Annotated in this window: 15 protein-coding genes; 14 read left to right on the forward strand and 1 reads right to left on the reverse strand. The window is 48.0% G+C overall.

Going from position 1 to position 17,388, the window contains the following annotated elements; translation table 11 throughout:
• The first annotated feature begins 72 nt into the window (after positions 1 to 72).
• The 8 genes from L3V45_RS02140 (at position 73) to L3V45_RS02175 (ending at position 9,078) form a co-directional block, all read left to right on the forward strand.
• Entirely contained in the window at positions 73 to 975 is a 903-nt protein-coding gene (locus L3V45_RS02140; RefSeq protein ID WP_236837236.1) for an aldo/keto reductase, read from the forward strand.
• Positions 976 to 1,274: 299 nt separating this feature from the next.
• Entirely contained in the window at positions 1,275 to 3,359 is a 2,085-nt protein-coding gene (locus L3V45_RS02145) for a BglG family transcription antiterminator (protein ID WP_003156277.1), read from the forward strand.
• Between the two features lie 221 nt (positions 3,360 to 3,580).
• Positions 3,581 to 5,095 carry a class I adenylate-forming enzyme family protein gene (locus tag L3V45_RS02150; protein WP_015388698.1) on the forward strand — a complete coding sequence of 505 codons (1,515 nt, stop codon included), beginning with the start codon at positions 3,581 to 3,583 and terminating at the stop codon, positions 5,093 to 5,095.
• Between the two features lie 158 nt (positions 5,096 to 5,253).
• Positions 5,254 to 6,114, forward strand: a complete 861-nt coding sequence (locus L3V45_RS02155; RefSeq protein WP_015388697.1) for an SDR family oxidoreductase — start codon at positions 5,254 to 5,256, stop codon at positions 6,112 to 6,114.
• A 12-nt stretch (positions 6,115 to 6,126) separates the two neighbouring features.
• Entirely contained in the window at positions 6,127 to 6,630 is a 504-nt protein-coding gene (locus L3V45_RS02160; protein ID WP_014304360.1) for a D-lyxose/D-mannose family sugar isomerase, read from the forward strand.
• A gap of 87 nt (positions 6,631 to 6,717) precedes the next feature.
• Entirely contained in the window at positions 6,718 to 7,341 is a 624-nt protein-coding gene (locus L3V45_RS02165; protein WP_014304361.1) for a GNAT family N-acetyltransferase, read from the forward strand.
• Positions 7,342 to 7,347: 6 nt separating this feature from the next.
• Positions 7,348 to 7,770 carry a pyridoxamine 5'-phosphate oxidase family protein gene (locus L3V45_RS02170; protein WP_003156270.1) on the forward strand — a complete coding sequence of 141 codons (423 nt, stop codon included), beginning with the start codon at positions 7,348 to 7,350 and terminating at the stop codon, positions 7,768 to 7,770.
• Positions 7,771 to 8,268: 498 nt separating this feature from the next.
• Positions 8,269 to 9,078, forward strand: a complete 810-nt coding sequence (locus tag L3V45_RS02175; RefSeq protein WP_014304362.1) for a lipid II flippase Amj — start codon at positions 8,269 to 8,271, stop codon at positions 9,076 to 9,078.
• A gap of 37 nt (positions 9,079 to 9,115) precedes the next feature.
• Here L3V45_RS02175 and L3V45_RS02180 read toward each other — a convergent pair whose 3' ends face one another.
• Complete coding sequence (locus tag L3V45_RS02180; protein ID WP_003156265.1) at positions 9,116 to 9,406, reverse strand: DUF3817 domain-containing protein; 291 nt, start codon at positions 9,404 to 9,406, stop codon at positions 9,116 to 9,118.
• A 176-nt stretch (positions 9,407 to 9,582) separates the two neighbouring features.
• Between L3V45_RS02180 and L3V45_RS02185 the strand changes: the two genes are divergently transcribed.
• The 6 genes from L3V45_RS02185 to L3V45_RS02210 all read left to right on the forward strand — a co-directional run bounded on the left by L3V45_RS02185 (position 9,583) and on the right by L3V45_RS02210 (position 17,386).
• Positions 9,583 to 10,017 (forward strand): transcriptional regulator LrpC, encoded by a 435-nt coding sequence (locus tag L3V45_RS02185; RefSeq protein WP_003156263.1) that lies wholly within the window; start codon positions 9,583 to 9,585, stop codon positions 10,015 to 10,017.
• A gap of 63 nt (positions 10,018 to 10,080) precedes the next feature.
• On the forward strand, positions 10,081 to 12,267 hold the full coding sequence (locus tag L3V45_RS02190; protein WP_058906724.1) for a DNA topoisomerase III: 2,187 nt from the start codon (positions 10,081 to 10,083) through the stop codon (positions 12,265 to 12,267).
• Between the two features lie 232 nt (positions 12,268 to 12,499).
• The gene (locus tag L3V45_RS02195; protein ID WP_014304364.1) at positions 12,500 to 13,585 is read left to right on the forward strand and encodes a hypothetical protein; all 1,086 of its coding nucleotides are present in this window, start codon (positions 12,500 to 12,502) and stop codon (positions 13,583 to 13,585) included.
• Entirely contained in the window at positions 13,566 to 14,414 is an 849-nt protein-coding gene (locus L3V45_RS02200) for a diguanylate cyclase domain-containing protein (protein WP_014304365.1), read from the forward strand. The genes L3V45_RS02195 and L3V45_RS02200 overlap by 20 nt, the downstream gene beginning before the upstream one ends.
• Complete coding sequence (locus L3V45_RS02205; protein ID WP_070081380.1) at positions 14,404 to 16,131, forward strand: DUF2334 domain-containing protein; 1,728 nt, start codon at positions 14,404 to 14,406, stop codon at positions 16,129 to 16,131. The genes L3V45_RS02200 and L3V45_RS02205 overlap by 11 nt, the downstream gene beginning before the upstream one ends.
• Positions 16,124 to 17,386, forward strand: coding sequence for a glycosyltransferase family 2 protein (locus tag L3V45_RS02210; protein ID WP_085341740.1), 1,263 nt, complete (start codon positions 16,124 to 16,126; stop codon positions 17,384 to 17,386). Before L3V45_RS02205 ends, L3V45_RS02210 begins: the two co-directional genes overlap by 8 nt.
• The last annotated feature ends 2 nt before the right edge of the window (positions 17,387 to 17,388 follow it).

The raw sequence follows: 17,388 nt of genomic DNA on the forward strand, positions 1-17,388 counted from the left end.
GCAGAATGAAACAGCATGGGCAATTCCTGAAAACAGAGATACAAGAGGCTCTAAGAAAAAGGGGGATTTCACATGCAGCGCATTCAATTGGCTGAAGACCTGGAATTTTCAAGAGTGATACACGGGCTTTGGCGTCTACACGAATGGAATGTTTCAGACGGAGAGCTGCTGAATCTGATTGAATGGTGTATCAGCCAAGGCATCACCACCTTCGATCATGCCGATATATACGGCGGTTATACGTGTGAAAAGCTGTTCGGCGGCGCTTTGTCCCTTTCGCCTTCAATAAGGGAGCGAATCGAAATCGTCACAAAATGCGGGATTGTCATTGAATCACCGGAGCGGCCAGGAAACAAGTCGCATCATTATAATACGTCGAAGTCTCACATCTTAGCGTCGGCGGAGCAGTCGCTTTTGAATCTGAATACGGATTATCTGGATGTGCTGCTCATTCACAGACCGGACCCGCTTATGGACCCGGAGGCTGTGGCTGAAGCGTTTCACGCGCTGAAAAGCTCGGGCAAGGTCAGATATTTCGGGGTATCGAACTTTAAAGCGCACCAGTACAGAATGCTCGAATCCTATTTGGATGATCCGCTCATCACAAACCAAATTGAAATCTCGGCGTACGAGCTGGAAAATATTCATGACGGCACGCTGGATTTCTGTCTGGAAAAACGCATTCCGCCGATGGCGTGGTCACCGCTTGCGGGCGGGAGCGTCTTTACAGGACAATCAGATAAGGACCTCCGAATCCGTGCCGCGCTTCGTTCCGTACAGGAAGAAATCGGCGCCGCTTCCATTGACGAAGTCATGTACGCATGGCTGTTCACCCACCCGGCAGACATCATGCCGATTGTCGGCAGCGGAAAAGAGAACCGCATTTCCGCCGCGGTGCGTGCATCCGCGTACAAACTCAGCCATGATCAGTGGTTCAGGATTTATACCGGTGTCCAAGGCTGCGATATTCCATAAACAGAACAAACGCCCGGAAGGTATCTTCCGGGCGTTTGTTTATGTGGTGTGCAATGTCTAAAAACAAGTAAGGTCACTTTGAAGTATAGCCGTGCGGATCAAGAGTAACAAGCGTCATGGCATATTATCTGACACATTTTTCTTTTTCAATACTGTCACACGGTCCAGTGCCAAATTGCCATTTGAAAATGGTTGAATAATCATTGAAAGCGTTTTATATTATAATTTACACCACTTTCCCCGGCAGCACTCCCCATATGCCATACTTCTCACAACTAGAAAATCTGGAGGCGCGTTTCATGTATATGACAGCGAGAGAACAAAAATTAATGAAACATCTATTACTGCAGAACCGTTACGAGACAGTGCATGAACTGGCAGAAGCTTTACAAGTCAGCACAAGAACCGTTCACCGCGAGTTAAAAACAATCAAACCGATGATGGAATCATTCGGTCTGGCACTTGATAAACAGCCCGGCAAAGGACTGAAAGCGGTAGGAAACCCGGAGGACAAACAAAAACTCCTGTCAGACCTGTCCTATGAACAGCATGAATACAGCGCTGAGGAGCGGAAACTTTTAATTCTATGTTCACTATTAGAGTCGCAAGAGCCGATCAAGCTCTACAGTCTGGCGAACGAATTGCAAGTGACAAACGCGACAATCAGTTATGATCTGGATGAGCTGGAGACCTGGATCGCGCCCTTCGGCTTGACGCTGATCCGAAAAAGGGGCTTCGGCATACAGCTGACGGGTCCGGAAAATGCGAAACGGAAAATCGTCGGCAATCTCATCGTCAACCGGCTTGATATTCAGAGCTTTTTGGAAGCGGTTGAATTCAATATTAAAGGAAAACCTGACGATGCTGAAAAAATGTTCGGGGTCGTAAATAAAGCGGAACTTTTGAAAATGGACCGGCTCTTGATTCAGCTCAAGGAAAAAATCGCGATCGCCTTATCTGACAGCTCATACATGGCGCTTGCGGTTCATTTAACCTTTGCGATGGACCGAATCAGACTCGGAGAAACCATCACGATGGAGGCTTCGGAACTAAAAGCGCTGCAGCAGACGAAGGAGTACGGCTCTGCGATGGAAATGGCAAAAGAGCTTGAAAAAGCGTTTGGCGTTTCAATTCCGGAAGCTGAGATCGGTTATATCACCATTCATTTGCGGAGCGCCAACCGCCAATACAAAACGGAATTCAAACCGGAAAACATTGAAGTTGAAACGGCCTTGCAAACGAAGCAGCTGATCGGCTTCATTTCTGAAAAAATCAAAATTGATCTGACGGAAAACGGTTCTTTATACGACGGTTTAATCGCCCATCTGGAGCCTGCGATCAACCGGGTGAAAGAAAATATCGACATGTACAACCCGATGACCGAGCAAATTAAACGCGACTACTTTCTGCTGTACATGGCCGTAGAAGAAGGAATGGAAAAATTCTTTCCGGGGCTTCTTTTCTCTGATGATGAGATCGCTTTCATCGTTCTTCACTTCGGCTCCGCTCTGGAAATCAAACGGGAAGAAGCGAAGATCAAAGCGCTGATCGTCTGTTCCAGCGGCATCGGGTCGTCCAAAATGCTCGCATCCAGACTGAAAAAGGAGCTTCCGGAAATCCGTTCCTTTGATATGTCTTCCCTCATCGAACTGAAGGACCGAGACATCACCGCGTATGACATGATCGTATCCACCGTTCCGATCCCGTATGGAAACATTGATTACGTCATGGTCAGTCCGCTTTTAAACGAAGAAGACGCTGATCAGGTGAAGCAGTACATCAAAAGAAAAATTCCGCTGATTCTTGACAAAAAAAGAAACGGTAAAAGAGAAGAGAAGCAGCCGGAGACGCCTGATATGCTGGAAGCGGCCGGCCGTATGGCACATTATGCGGCGGTTATCCAAAGCGTGCTGCGGAACTTTTCGATCAAATCCATTGAGTCAAACACGGCGTACGAACTGTTTTTGAATCGTTTGTTTGCCATGCTTGAGCAAGAAGGATTTGTCCGTAATGCCAAACAAACCGCACAGCGCCTTGCAGAGCGTGAACGACAGGGCGGACTCGGCATTCCGGGAACGGCGATGGCGCTGTACCATCTCAAAAATGAAGAAATTGTCACGCCTTTTTTCAAAATTTATGATTTGACAGCTCCATGCAGTGTCAAAGGCATGGACGGAAATTCCCTGACCGTCGGCCGCGCTTTGGTGATGATGGCGCCGGCTGATATGCCCGCTGAAGGGTCGGAAATACTAAGTGCGGTCAGCTCCGCCATCATCGAGTCCGAAGACAGTATAAAAGCCTTCCAGACGGAGGATGAAGCCGATTTATACAAACGTTTAAACAAGCTGTTTTATCATTTCATTCAGGAGAAAGGACAGCGGTAAACAGAAAGCGCACACCTCATATGGGGTGTGTTTTTTTCTGCATGTATGAGGGTAAGGGGAAGGGAAGAAACTAAAAACATGGGACTATTGTATCATTCACGAATGGAATAGTTCTAAAACAAAATTGTTTTACAAGTTATATTTTTTGGTTTAAAATGGGTTGCGTGAGGAAGAAAATCTGACAGAGTTTTTTGTGATTTATGATTATGGGAGATGAAAATATGGAGACATTACAGCATATGATTCTGCATGACATTTCAAATAGCGAAGAGATCGAAGCTGTAAAAAGCGGTGCGCATACCCTGACCTACGCGGAATATCGAAAACGAATCAACCAGCTTGCACAAGCGCTTCTTGATAAAGGAATAAAAAAAGGCGACAGAGTGGCGATGCTTTGCAAAAACGGCCACGCGTCATCCATTGTCATGTTTGCGGCACTCGAAATCGGCGCGGTTGTTGTGCCGGTCAGCTGGCAATTAACACCTTACGAAATGAAAGGCATTTTAGCAGCCTGTGAACCGAAAGCTGTCTTTTTCGGCACTGAATTTAAAGAGATTATGGAAGAAGTTCTTCCTGCGCTGGTATCTTCTCTTAAACTGAAGATCGAGACAGGAACAGCTGCGGAGACAACGCCTGAGTTTGACGCTTTATTGACAGGCTCCGGTGATACACCGGATGTCGAAACGGTGTCTGAAAACGATACGGCATTGCTGATGTTTACCTCAGGTACAACCGGCAATCCGAAACGCTGCATGATCACTCACGGCGGCATATACAACTACGTAAACGCGACATTGGCTTACACGGGGAGAATGCAGCATGTCCGCTTCTTAGCATGCCATCCGAATTACCATACGAGCGCGATTATCTGCCAGATGGTCGGCACGATGAGCGGAACGACATTCATTATGACAGACAATCAGGACCCTGTGGAAAACTTGAAGCTCATCGAAAAAGAAAAAATTCAAACCATCATGGCGCTGCCAGTCTATTTCACATACCTGCTGAAAGCATGGGAAACGCACCAGACTGACATGTCTTCTATCGTTTATATGATGACGGGAGGCACAAAGGTGCCAAGCAGCCTGATCCAGCAGTATCTCGACATCGGCATCCCGCTCATGCACGGATACGGAAGCACGGAAGCGTGGGGCATCAGCTCTTGGAATCCGCAAATGGGAATGGATAAAGCCGCTTCCGCGGGTAAACCGATGGAAGAAGTGGACGTCCGCGTTGTAGATCCGGAAACAGGTGAAGTCCTTCCGCAAGGCTCAATCGGAGAAGTCGTTGTGACAAGTCCGTTTTTATTCAAAGGCTACGAAGGTAACGAAGAAGCGACACGAAAAGTGCTGAAAGACGGCTGGTTCCATACCGGCGATTCCGGCTATGTGGATGAAGACGGATTTATCTTTATCACCGGACGTTATAAAGATGTCATCATCTACGGCGGCGATAATATTTATCCTGACCAGATTGAAGAAGTCATTCAGCAAGTGCCGGGAATTCTCGAAACAGCGGTTGTCGGTATCCCTGATCCGCTCTACGGCGAAAAGCCGAAAGCGTTCATCGTGACAAACGGCAGAGAAGACCTGACAGAAGAAGAAGTGACCCGATTCCTTCAAGAACGTCTTGCTGCCTTTAAAATTCCGGACATTGAGTTCGTCAGCGAACTTCCGAAAAACAACCTTGGAAAAGTGAGAAAAGACGTGCTCCGCAAACAAGCGGTACGTTCATAATAGAGAACAAAAACCCGGCTGCCAGCCGGGTTTTTTTCTTGCGTTCCATGTGAAACATTTTTCTCCGAAAACGTTTTGAACTGTCTCAATCATGTTTATCCGGAAGACAGCAGAGGTAGACAAGAAATATGACAACGAACCAGAAGGAGGAACTTGACATGGAAAACTATCCGAAGGAATTCCCGGCGGAATCACAAAACCGCCAGCCGGGCATTGAAAGCGAAATGAATCCGGCGCCTGTTTACGAATACAAAGAATATAAAGGCGCTGACAAATTAAAAGGGAAAACCGCGCTCATCACAGGGGGCGACAGCGGTATCGGACGCGCCGTTGCGGTTGCTTACGCGAAGGAAGGCGCAAATGTCGCGATCGTCTATTTTGATGAACACGATGATGCGGAAGATACAAAAAAACGAGTGGAAGAAGAAGGCGTAAAATGTCTGTTAATCCCCGGCGATGTCGGTGAGGAAGACTTTTGCAATGAAGCCGTTGAAAAAACGGTTGAAGAATTCGGGCGTCTTGATATTCTCGTGAATAACGCCGCGGAACAGCATCCGAAAGAAAGCATTAAAGACATCACAAGCGAGCAGCTTCACAGAACCTTTAAGACAAACTTTTACTCACAATTTTATTTGACTAAAAAAGCGATTGATTACATGAAGCCGGGCAGCGCGATCATCAATACGACATCCATTAATCCTTACACAGGCAACCCGCAGCTGATTGACTACACGGCTACGAAAGGCGCGATTAACGGTTTTACGAGATCCATGGCGCAAGCGCTCGTCAACGATGGTATCCGTGTCAACGCCGTGGCGCCGGGGCCGATCTGGACACCGCTTATTCCGGCGACATTCTCAGAAGAAACAGTCGCTTCCTTCGGTCAGGATACGCCGATGGGCCGGGCAGGCCAGCCTGTTGAGCATGTCGGCTGCTATGTGCTCTTGGCCTCAGACGAATCCTCTTATATGACCGGACAGACGCTGCATGTCAACGGCGGCAGATTTGTGACCACATAAGGAGGCTGACCGATGACGATATCGAAACATGACGTGAATGCATACTATCAAAAAGCGGGAATCGTTCTGACTGATGATGAAGTCGAAGACATTCAAATCATGGATTACGGCTTAGGCAAGCTTGAGGAAACCGGACTTCAGCTGTTTATTTACGTGAATACCGACCGCTACTGTTCGAAAGAATTGGTGCTCTTCCCGCGCCAGACGTGTCCGGAACACCGCCATCCGCCGGTCGGCGGCGAGAAGGGAAAACAAGAGACATTCCGCTGCCGCTGGGGGAAGGTGTATCTCTACGTGGAAGGCGAAAAGACAGAGAACCCAAGCGTCCTCCCGCCGGAAGAAGACAAGGAATACTACACCGTCTGGCATGAGATTGTGCTTGAGCCGGGCGGACAATACACCATTCCGCCGGATACGAAGCATTGGTTTCAAGCGGGAGAAGAAGGGGCGGTCGTTACGGAAATGTCATCGACAAGCACGGATGATCACGATGTTTTCACCGACCCGCGCATTTAAGGATGAGGCTGCACGCCTCATCTTTTTTTGTATGGAAAAAAATAAATTTACCTGTATAATGGCTAATAAAGGAAAGAAGGTGCGGTCGTGTTTTCCTGTCAAATCCGGGAACATCTGACGATCAGATTGCTTGCCAAAGAAGATACGGACGAATTGTATTCTGTTATGAAGCGAAATCAAAACCATCTCAGCGAATGGCTCAGCTGGGCGGAAGAACTGGCTGACATCGATACGTACCGCGATGTGATCATCCCCGAATGGCGTTATAAATATGCGGAAGAGAATGGGTTTGACGCCGGAATTTTTGTGAAGGGCCGGTTTTGCGGCATGATCAGCATCCATAATGTCGATACAGTCAATCAAAAAGCAGAGATCGGCTACTGGCTGGATCGAGAGCATGAAGGATTCGGCATTATCACCGCAAGCTGCCGGGCGGTCATCACCCATGCATTTCAGGACCTCGGGCTGAACCGCATCATGATCAGTGCGGCTGAAAAAAACACGAAAAGCAGGGCGGTGGCGGAACGGCTCGGATTTCAGAAAGAAGGACTGACGAGAGAAGGCATTTTTGTACAGGGCGCCTATCATGACACGGTGAACTACAGCATGCTGAAGCGGGAATGGAGCGAAGATCGGCAGAAGAGCACATTTCTTGGTTTAAATGTCTCCCCAATGTGGAAAAGTAACAGCGGAGACGTTAAAAAGGAGTGATTCTTCATGAATCAAAATGAAATCAAAGAAAAAGTGCTTGAAGTACTGGATCATCATAAAGTCGGTTCGCTTGCGACGGTAGAGCAAGGCAAACCGCATTCACGCTACATGACATTTTTCCATGACGGCTTAACGATTTACACGCCGACGAGCAAAGACACTCATAAAGCGGAAGAAATTGAAAACAATCCGAATGTTCATATTCTGTTAGGGTATGACTGTGAAGGATTCGGTGACGCTTATGTGGAAGTGGCCGGAACCGCCAAACTGAACAACTCAGCAGATTTAAAAGAAAAGCTGTGGGATCCGAAACTGGAACGCTGGTTTGACGGAAAAGACGATCCGAACCTGGTGATTCTCGAAATTGAACCGAAGCAGATCAAGCTCATGAATGCGGGTGAAAAAACGCCGGCCGAGCTGGAACTTTAATAAATCATTTGATTATTCAGGGGCAATCTGTTATACTTAACTGCTAAGTGACAACATGCAAATAAAAAAGAAAGTAAACTTCTTTTTTCTGTTTTGATATAGAAGCTTCAGGCTTCAACGGACAGCTTGAAAAAAAGCTGAGCTTATTCTTTTCCTTCTGATATTCGCCCCTAACGAAGAGATGGAAAAAAGACTTTTTGTTTTACAATTCACACCGGCGCGGCTTCGGAGCCGCAGTGACGATTGAGAGGTAGGGCTTTCGTTGTCTTGTGTTCAAGAACTTCCATGGTGTTTACTTTCGAAGAATGATTCTGTCGGAACTGTTAATACGAATCACCCGCAGGCTAAGGCGGGCAACCATATATTATTTATTTGCGTAAGAAAAGAATAAGACAAAACCGCGCCGGACATCCGGGCGGTTTTTTTATGTAAACGGCCGAAACCTTGCCGCAGTCTGCAGAGTCTAATCAGTATGAAAAGATTTGGAGGAATCATACATTGCACGTTATTACTTCACAAGTACTGTTTATCTTCTGTTTTCTGCTGCTGATACATTCGATTGAAACGCTTGCCTATGCAACACGGCTTTCCGGCGCGAGAGTCGGATTTATCGCGTCCGCGCTGTCATTATTTAATGTCATGGTTATTGTGTCGCGCATGTCAAACATGGTTCAGCAGCCGTTTACCGGACATCTGATTGATGCCGCCGGATCAAACGCTCTGTCTGTTGTGGGCGCTCAGTTTCGATTTTTAATATTCGGCTCCACGGTCGGAACGATGCTCGGCATCTGTCTTTTGCCGACATTCGTCGCGTTATTCTCCAGGGCGATTATACACTTGGCGGACGGAGGAGGCTCCGTCATGCAGGTATTTAAAAAAGGATTTTCACTGAACGGGCTGAAGCATGCGCGTTCTTATATCAGACTGCCGTCAGTCTCCTATTTAAAGGGGCTTCAATTCCGAATGATCCCGAAACGCTTGTTTGTCATTAATATGGTCATTACGTCTATTTACACGATCGGTGTTCTGTCCGCTCTGTACGCCGGCCTTCTGGCGCCTGAGCACAGCACGACGGCCGTTATGGCATCAGGCTTAATCAACGGCGTTGCGACTATGCTGCTGGCCGTGTTTGTTGACCCGAAAGTCTCCGTACTGGCAGACGATGTGGCGAAGGGCAAGCGCAGCTACGTCTCCTTAAAATGGACCTCATTGACGATGGTCACATCAAGGGTCGCGGGCACGCTTCTCGCCCAGCTTGTATTTATCCCCGGCGCTTATTATATCGCCTGGGTGACGAAATGGATGTAACGCATGAAAAAAGCTCCTCTGCAGAAGAGGAGCTTTTTTATTGATAATTTCTCAGGCCGCGATCATAAATAAAATTACCGAACGGAATAAAGGCCGCGATAAAACCGGCGGCTGACCATTTCACATGCCATTTGACAGTAAACGCCGCATACGCCAGCACCGCCAGATAAATGATAAACAAACCGCCGTGAATGGAACCGGCAATGGTGACGGCGAGCGGATGATGAGCCCAATACTTCAGCGGCATCGCGATAAACAGCAGCACCAAAAGCGACATTCCTTCAATAAACCCCATCGTGCGAAGTCTGCCGATCGGCGTGTGTAACATACAGCTCCCTCCTGTCGGACATCTTTTTTCCTCTATACTATAAGCAAAGGGCAGTCCTAATATGACCATTTCGCGTCAGTTCCTGAAAAAACCTTCATGATTTCAGCCTGTTGTTCTTGTCATTTTTCGGATTTCTCTTGATAATATAGCCAAAAGGGTAAGGAAGGACTACAGTCATGAAACTAGATAATGTGGATCTGAGCATCATTAAAGAGCTGCAGCGGGACAGCCGCCTGTCCATGCGGGAGCTGGGCAGAAAAATCAAATTGTCAGCCCCGTCCGTCACAGAGCGTGTCAGACAGCTTGAATCCTTCGGCGTTATTAAGCGCTATACATTGGACATTGATCAAAAAAAGATCGGGCTCCCCGTCTCCTGCATTGTCGAAGCGACGGTGAAAAACGGAAAATATGATCAATTCAAAACCTACATTCAATCCATTCCCAACATTGAATTTTGTTTTCGGGTCGCCGGGGCGGCGTGTTATATGCTGAAGATTAACGCGGACAGTCTGGAAACGATCGAACACTTCATCAACCGCACCTCTCCGTATGCCCAAACCGTGACCCACGTCATTTTCTCAGAAATTGACACAAAAAACGTCCTCGATTAGAGAGAGCGTGAGGAAGTCTGTTATAATAACAGGATGAGTGTGAAAGAAAGAGAAGTGAAAAGCATGTCAAAAACAGTTGTATTAGCTGAAAAACCTTCAGTCGGCCGGGACTTGGCCCGCGTTCTGAAGTGTCATAAAAAAGGAAACGGATATCTTGAAGGCGACCGCTACATCGTCACATGGGCGCTCGGGCATCTGGTAACGCTCGCTGACCCTGAAGGATACGGCAAAGAATTTCAATCATGGCGGCTTGAGGATCTTCCGATTATTCCGGAGCCTTTAAAGCTCGTCGTCATTAAAAAAACAGGAAAACAGTTCAATGCGGTCAAAGCTCAGCTTGTCCGGAAAGACGTCAGCCAGATCGTAATCGCTACAGACGCAGGACGGGAAGGGGAACTTGTGGCCCGCTGGATTATCGAAAAGGCAAACGTCCGCAAACCGATTAAGCGGCTGTGGATTTCCTCTGTGACGGATAAGGCGATTAAAGAAGGATTTCAAAAGCTCCGCAGCGGCAAAGAGTACGAAAACCTGTATCATTCCGCTGTTGCCAGAGCGGAAGCGGATTGGATCGTCGGCATCAACGCGACCCGCGCCCTGACCACGAAATTTAACGCGCAGCTGTCATGCGGACGCGTCCAGACTCCGACACTGGCGATGATCGCCAAACGAGAAGCGGATATTCAGGCGTTCAAACCCGTTCCTTATTACGGTCTCCGCGCGGCGGCTGATCAGATGACACTGACATGGCAGGATAAAAAAACAAAACAGACAAGAACGTTTGATCAGACGGTGACCGGCCGTTTGGCAAAAGACCTGCAAGGAAAGCCGGCAGTCATTTCAGAATTGAAAAAAACGGCGAAAAAAAGCTTCGCTCCCGGTCTTTACGACTTGACGGAATTGCAGCGGGACGCTCATAAGCGCTTCGGTTTCTCCGCAAAAGAGACGCTGTCCGTGCTTCAAAAGCTGTATGAACAGCATAAGCTTGTCACTTACCCGCGGACGGATTCCAGATTCCTTTCCGCAGACATCGTGCCGACTTTAAAAGACCGTTTAAACGGTATGGAAGTTAAGCCGTACGCCCAGTACGTCAATCAAATACTGAAGCGGGGCGTCAAAGCGCATAAAGGATTCGTCAATGATGCGAAAGTATCGGATCACCATGCCATCATTCCGACAGAGGAGCCGCTGATCCTTTCAAGCCTCAGCGACAAAGAACGAAAGCTTTACGATCTGATTGCCAAACGTTTTCTCGCCGTGTTAATGCCGGCGTTCGAATACGAAGAAACAAAGGTCACAGCCGATATCGGCGGCGAAACATTTACCGCAAAAGGGAAAACGGTTCAATCGCCTGGCTGGAAAGCCGTGTATGATATGTACGAGGATGACGACGATCATGAGGAAGACAAAGACCAGACGCTCCCGGATCTTCATCAGGGTCAGCGCCTCACTGTCTCATCATTGAAAGAAACGAGCGGACAGACGAAACCGCCGGCGCGCTTTAATGAGGGCACGCTGTTATCCGCGATGGAGAACCCAAGCGCCTTTATGCAGGGAGAAGAGAAGAACCTTGTGAAAACATTGGGTGAAACCGGCGGACTCGGAACAGTCGCCACCCGCGCTGATATCATTGAAAAACTGTTCAACAGTTTCTTGATCGAGAAAAAAGAAAAAGATATTTTCATTACGTCAAAAGGGAAGCAGCTCTTACAGCTCGTCCCGGAAGATTTAAAATCGCCGGCCTTAACCGCTGAGTGGGAGCAAAAGCTCTCCGCCATCGCAGCGGGCAAACTGAAATCCGCCGTGTTCATTAAAGACATGAAAACATATGCGGGCAAAACGGTGAAGGAAATCAAAAACAGCAGCCAGACTTTCAGACATGACAACATTTCAGGCACCGCCTGCCCTGATTGCGGCAAAATGATGCTTAAAGTCAACGGCAAACGCGGCACGATGCTCGTATGTCAGGATCGTGAGTGCGGCAGCCGGAAAACGCTGGCAAGAAAAACAAACGCCCGCTGTCCGAACTGTCATAAGAAAATGGAGCTTCGCGGCCAGGGCGAAGGCCAAACCTTCGCATGTGTATGCGGCCACCGGGAGAAACTGTCCGTCTTTGAAAAGCGCAAGGCGAAAGATAAATCCGGACGCGCATCCAAGCGGGACATCAACTCTTATATGAAAAGCCAAAACAAAGAGGAGCCGATGAACAACGCGCTGGCAGAACAGCTGAAAAAACTCGGCCTGGATAAATAGATCAGAGAAAGGCAGCATTTGTAAAGAAATGCTGCCTTTTGTTGTGTTTTTTACTGTAATGGGAATACGATCCATGTGAAGAGGGAAAAGGTGAGAGGCGGCGCTTCCATTTAAAATTTTCCAATGTGAAAAAATGCTAGTATTCTTTTATCGTTTCCTTTATAGTAAAAATACTTTGTGAAAAAATAAGATATGGGTCTAAAAAAGGGTTTGTAAAATAGGAGGATGGACTGTGAAGCAATTCGTTTTTCGTCTGATGATCCTTTTGATTTCGATCGTTCTGACGGCGGGGTGCGCGGAGGCCGGCACTGAAAAACAGACGGCGGCCGAACCGTCCGGACCGCTTCAGCCCGCAGAGCATTTTATTTATCATAAATTGATGAACGGGCGGGGGATGATCCGGACGAACATATCCGGTGAGCCGGAATATTTATCTGAGTCTCTCGGACTATGGATGGCATTTTTGCTGAACAGGAAAGATGAGCGGCAGTTTCAAGCGCAATATCAGCTTCTCACCGATTCGTTTCTGACGAAAAACGGGCTCGTGTCGTGGAAGATTGACGGGAATAAAGCGAGCGGCACCAATGCCTTAATTGACGATTTCAGAATCATGAACTGTCTGAATGAGGCCGGAACCCTGTGGGGAAACAGTGAATACGGGAAAACAGCGGTGCAGATCGGGAAGGCGCTGGAAAAATACAATACAAATGACGGGTATTTTACGGATTATTATGATGCCGCTTCAAATGCCGCATCAAAGACCGTGACCTTGTCCTATGTTGACCCCGGCGCCTTACAGATGCTCAGAGAAAAAGGGATTATCGATGAGAAAACGGAAAACCGGAACCTTGATGTTCTCAATCATGCGCCCCTGAAAAATGGTTTTCTGCCGAAATCATTCAATACCGAAACAAAGGAATACAAATATGACAGCGAAGTGAATGTCATTGACCAGCTGTACGCCGCCGTGAATCTGAAGCGGGGGGATGGCAAGGCTGCCGCGCTGTCAAAATGGATGATAGAGGAATTTAAGTCGCGCGGACAGCTGTACGGACGATACAGCGCAGACACGAAGGAGCCGGCGGTTCAGTACGAATCACCGTCCGTTTACGCCCTGGCCGTTCTTTTTTTAGCAGAACAAAAAGCTGATCCGGCTGTCATCAAGCCGCTTTATGAAAGAATGACTTCATTTGAAACACTGGACACGCTGAAACCCGATTACGGCGGCTATATGAGCGGGAGCGATACACATTCTTTCGATAACCTGCTGCCGCTTCTGGCTGAAAGGAAATTGTTTAATGAAAATATCATTCAATGAATCACAAAAACTGTGCAGCTACACAGCAGTTATGCTGGTGCTGCTGTCTTTTTTTATTTATTATGCGTCTCAGCAATCCGCAGGGCTTCTGATAACCTGCATCACATTGCTTGTTGCGGGAGCCGGTATATGGTTCGGGGCAATCTACGCGCTCGTCATGACCTTACTCGTCTTATTTGTTCTCGGCAGCCTGCTCCTGTGGTTTCAGACCGGGAGCTTTATGGCGTCTGCCGATGCCGAAAGTCTGCAGGTGCTGGTCATTTGGGGGATTGCGCTGCTGCTCTTTTCTTACATAGCGGGAAGGATTCACGAGTTGGCGAAGGGGCTTGAACGCTCAGTGAAACAGCTGCGTGAAGAGATTACGAGCTTTGTCGCCGTCGACAGGGTGACCGGCTTTGACAACCATCTGCGGATGAAGCTGGAGCTTTCTGAGGAAATCAAGCGGGCGGAACGCTACGGCAATTCCTTCGTCTTTTTGCTGCTGCACATGCATTATTTCAAGGAATTCAAATCCCTGTACGGAGAAAAAGAGACCGATCGGCTGCTGGCGTTTATCAGCCGCCAAATCCGGTCAAGCGTTCGGGAAACAGACAAAAAATTCAGGCCGTCCGCCGAACGGTTCGGCATCGTGCTGACCCATACGCCTGAAGAAAACATGCCGGCCGTTCTGGCGAAGCTGAAAAAGGAATTGGATACGTACCGGCTGCAAAACGGTAAATACGTCTCCATCACCTTCCGTGTATGTTACTTGGCGTACCGAAAGGATTTACAAACGGCCGAGCAATTTTTAAATGAACTGGAAAACGAGATGATGATGAATGAACTCTAAATGGATACGTCTCTTACTCTCGGCGCTTTTCATGATTTCGGCGGTTTATGTTCCCCGTCCGGCGGAAGCAAAAGACAAAAAGGACGGCATTCTCATTATTTATACAAGCACGGACGGCAAAGAAACCGCTGAGGTCAAAATGCTTGATCTGACCGCGGGCCATTTCTCATCCGCCGTCACTGTGAAAAGCGACGGAGACATCACAGCCGCGGACTTCAAAAAGAATCGGCGCGTCATCTATTACGGCGTCACGAAAAAAAAGCTCAGCACATCATTTGTGTCACTGATCAGCAGCATGCCGCAGCAGCTTATCAGCATCGGCTATAACGCCGGACAGTTCCGCCAATTTGCGGGGTTGTCCCTGACAGAAAAAGAAACGGTATACCGCATTTACGGCAAAAAAGAAAAAACAGACATGCCGCTTGAAAAAGGGATGTCCGTGCTCGGCGTATCGGGAGTAAAAGGGGAGTCCCTTTATACATACCGGTCCGGTGACGGCGGCACCCGCCCTTTTATGTGGAAAACGGCGCGCTCTGACTATTATTTCGGTGTGACGAGCCTGTTAAATGATTCGTTTCTGACGGCGAAAGCGCTGCGCAGCGCATTCGGAGAATCAGCGGGCGGCACCCTCCTTTATTTACGGCTTGAAGACATCAGTCCGATGTCAGATGAAAGATTGCTTTACGAAGCGGGCGCTTACCTGCATAAAAGACACATTCCGTTTATTCTGGCGGTCATTCCGGTCTATCTCAATCCGGAAAACGGAGAAAAAGTATACCTGGCGGACAAGCCAAAAATGGTCAGCGTCCTGAAAAAACTTCAGCAAATGGGCGGTAGCATCATTATTCACGGCTACACGCACGCATACCGATACAGCGAAACGGGAGAAGGCTTTGAATTTTGGGATGCCAAAGCGGATCAGCCGATTACGTCAGAAAATGCGGATGATACTCCGGTCAAGCTTGAAAAGGAACAGGATTTTCCGAATGAAAAAGCGTACCGGGCGTATGTGAAGCCTTTCCGTGAAAAAGAAAAAATCTACACGAGAACGAAGCTGGAGCAGGCGATTGACGATCTGACAGAGCTCGGCCTTTACCCGCTGTCATTCGAAGCGCCGCACTACACGATGTCTGAAGAAGGCTACAAAATCGCATCTTCTTATTTCTCCAGCATTTTCGGACAAGTGCAGCTCAGCGGCGCGACGTGGAAAACCTCGGGCGCCCCTCCGTTCGTCTCAAAGCCGGCTATGCTGGACGGGATGACGCTGTACCCTGAAACAATCGGTTATGCCGATAACTCAAAGGAAAATCCGCTCGGAGATATGGAGAATCATATTTCTCAGATGATTGATTTCGGCGGCGGAACGGCGGGCGGTTTCTACCATCCGTATCTCGGCATGAAATACCTTCCCGAGCTCGTCAATCAGATGGAGCGGATTCCCGGCGGCGAGTGGCTCGATCTGAAGAAAACGAAGCAAACGGTAACGTCGGACAGCGTCAGGATCAAAACGGACGGAGACGGAACCATTCATGTGGAAAACAAGATTCATCCGGTAACGGCCTTTTTCAATCATCACCAGCAGACGCCTCTTGAAAAAGCGCTTTGGATTCTCTCCGGCGTGGTGTTATTGTTTATCATCATGTTCGCCTGCTACGTCCTTTATTTGCGCGCCACATTAAAAAAACGAATCTTTAAGGAGAGAAGAAGCCTTGAGTAACATTCTGTTTTTTATCTCATTAAGTTTAATATGGGTGATGCTTCTCTATCACATGTTTCTGATGCAGGGCGGATTCAGGCATTATATAACCTTCGAACGGAACATTCCGAAATGGCGCGCAAAGATGGGGGAGCTCCCGAAGGTCAGCGTGCTCATCCCCGCGCATAACGAGGAGGTCGTCATCAGGCAGACGCTGAAGGCGATGGTGAACCTGTATTATCCGAAAGACAGGCTTGAGATCATTGTCGTTAATGATAATTCCTCCGACCGGACGGGAGACATCGTCAATGAATTTTCCCGTCAGTATGACTTCATTAAAATGGTCATCACAAAGCCCCCGAACGCCGGAAAAGGAAAATCTTCGGCGCTGAACTCAGGGTTCGCGGAATCGAACGGAGACGTGATCTGCGTGTATGATGCGGACAACACGCCGGAAAAAATGGCGGTATACTACCTGGTTCTCGGTCTGATGAATGATGAGAAAGCAGGAGCGGTTGTCGGGAAATTCCGTGTCATCAACGCGGCCAAAACGATCCTGACGAAGTTTATCAATATTGAAACCATCTGCTTTCAGTGGATGGCGCAGGGCGGCAGATGGAAATGGTTCAAAATCGCCACCATCCCGGGAACGAACTTCGCGATCAGGCGGAGCATCATCGAACAGCTCGGCGGCTGGGATGATAAGGCGCTGGCGGAGGATACCGAACTGACCATCCGCGTGTATAATCTCGGCTATCATATCCGCTTTTTCCCGGCGGCTGTGACATGGGAGCAGGAGCCTGAGACATGGAAGGTCTGGTGGCGTCAGCGGACAAGATGGGCGCGCGGCAACCAATACGTTGTTCTCAAGTTTTTATCCCAATTTTTCAAGCTGAAACGCAAGCGGATCATCTTCGATCTGTTTTATTTCTTTTTTACGTATTTTTTGTTTTTCTTCGGTGTGATCATGTCAAACACGATTTTTATCATCAATCTTTTTTACGACCTGCATCTGGCTGTCGGGTTTTTGGCGATGATTTTGTGGATACTGGCCTTTTTCCTGTTTATGACTGAGGTCATGATTACTTTAAGCATTGAAAAAACAGAAATGAACAAACAAAACTTCTTTATCGTATTTCTGATGTACTTTACATACTCCCAGGCTTGGATCGTGCTCGTCATCTGGTCATTATTCACAGAGATCAAGCACCGCTTGTTCAAGCAGGAAGTCAAGTGGTACAAAACGGAGCGATACAATCAAAATAAAAGCGGGTGACC

This window comes from Bacillus sp. R45, assembly GCF_021729365.1.
Classification (GTDB): Bacteria; Bacillota; Bacilli; order Bacillales; family Bacillaceae; genus Bacillus; species Bacillus velezensis.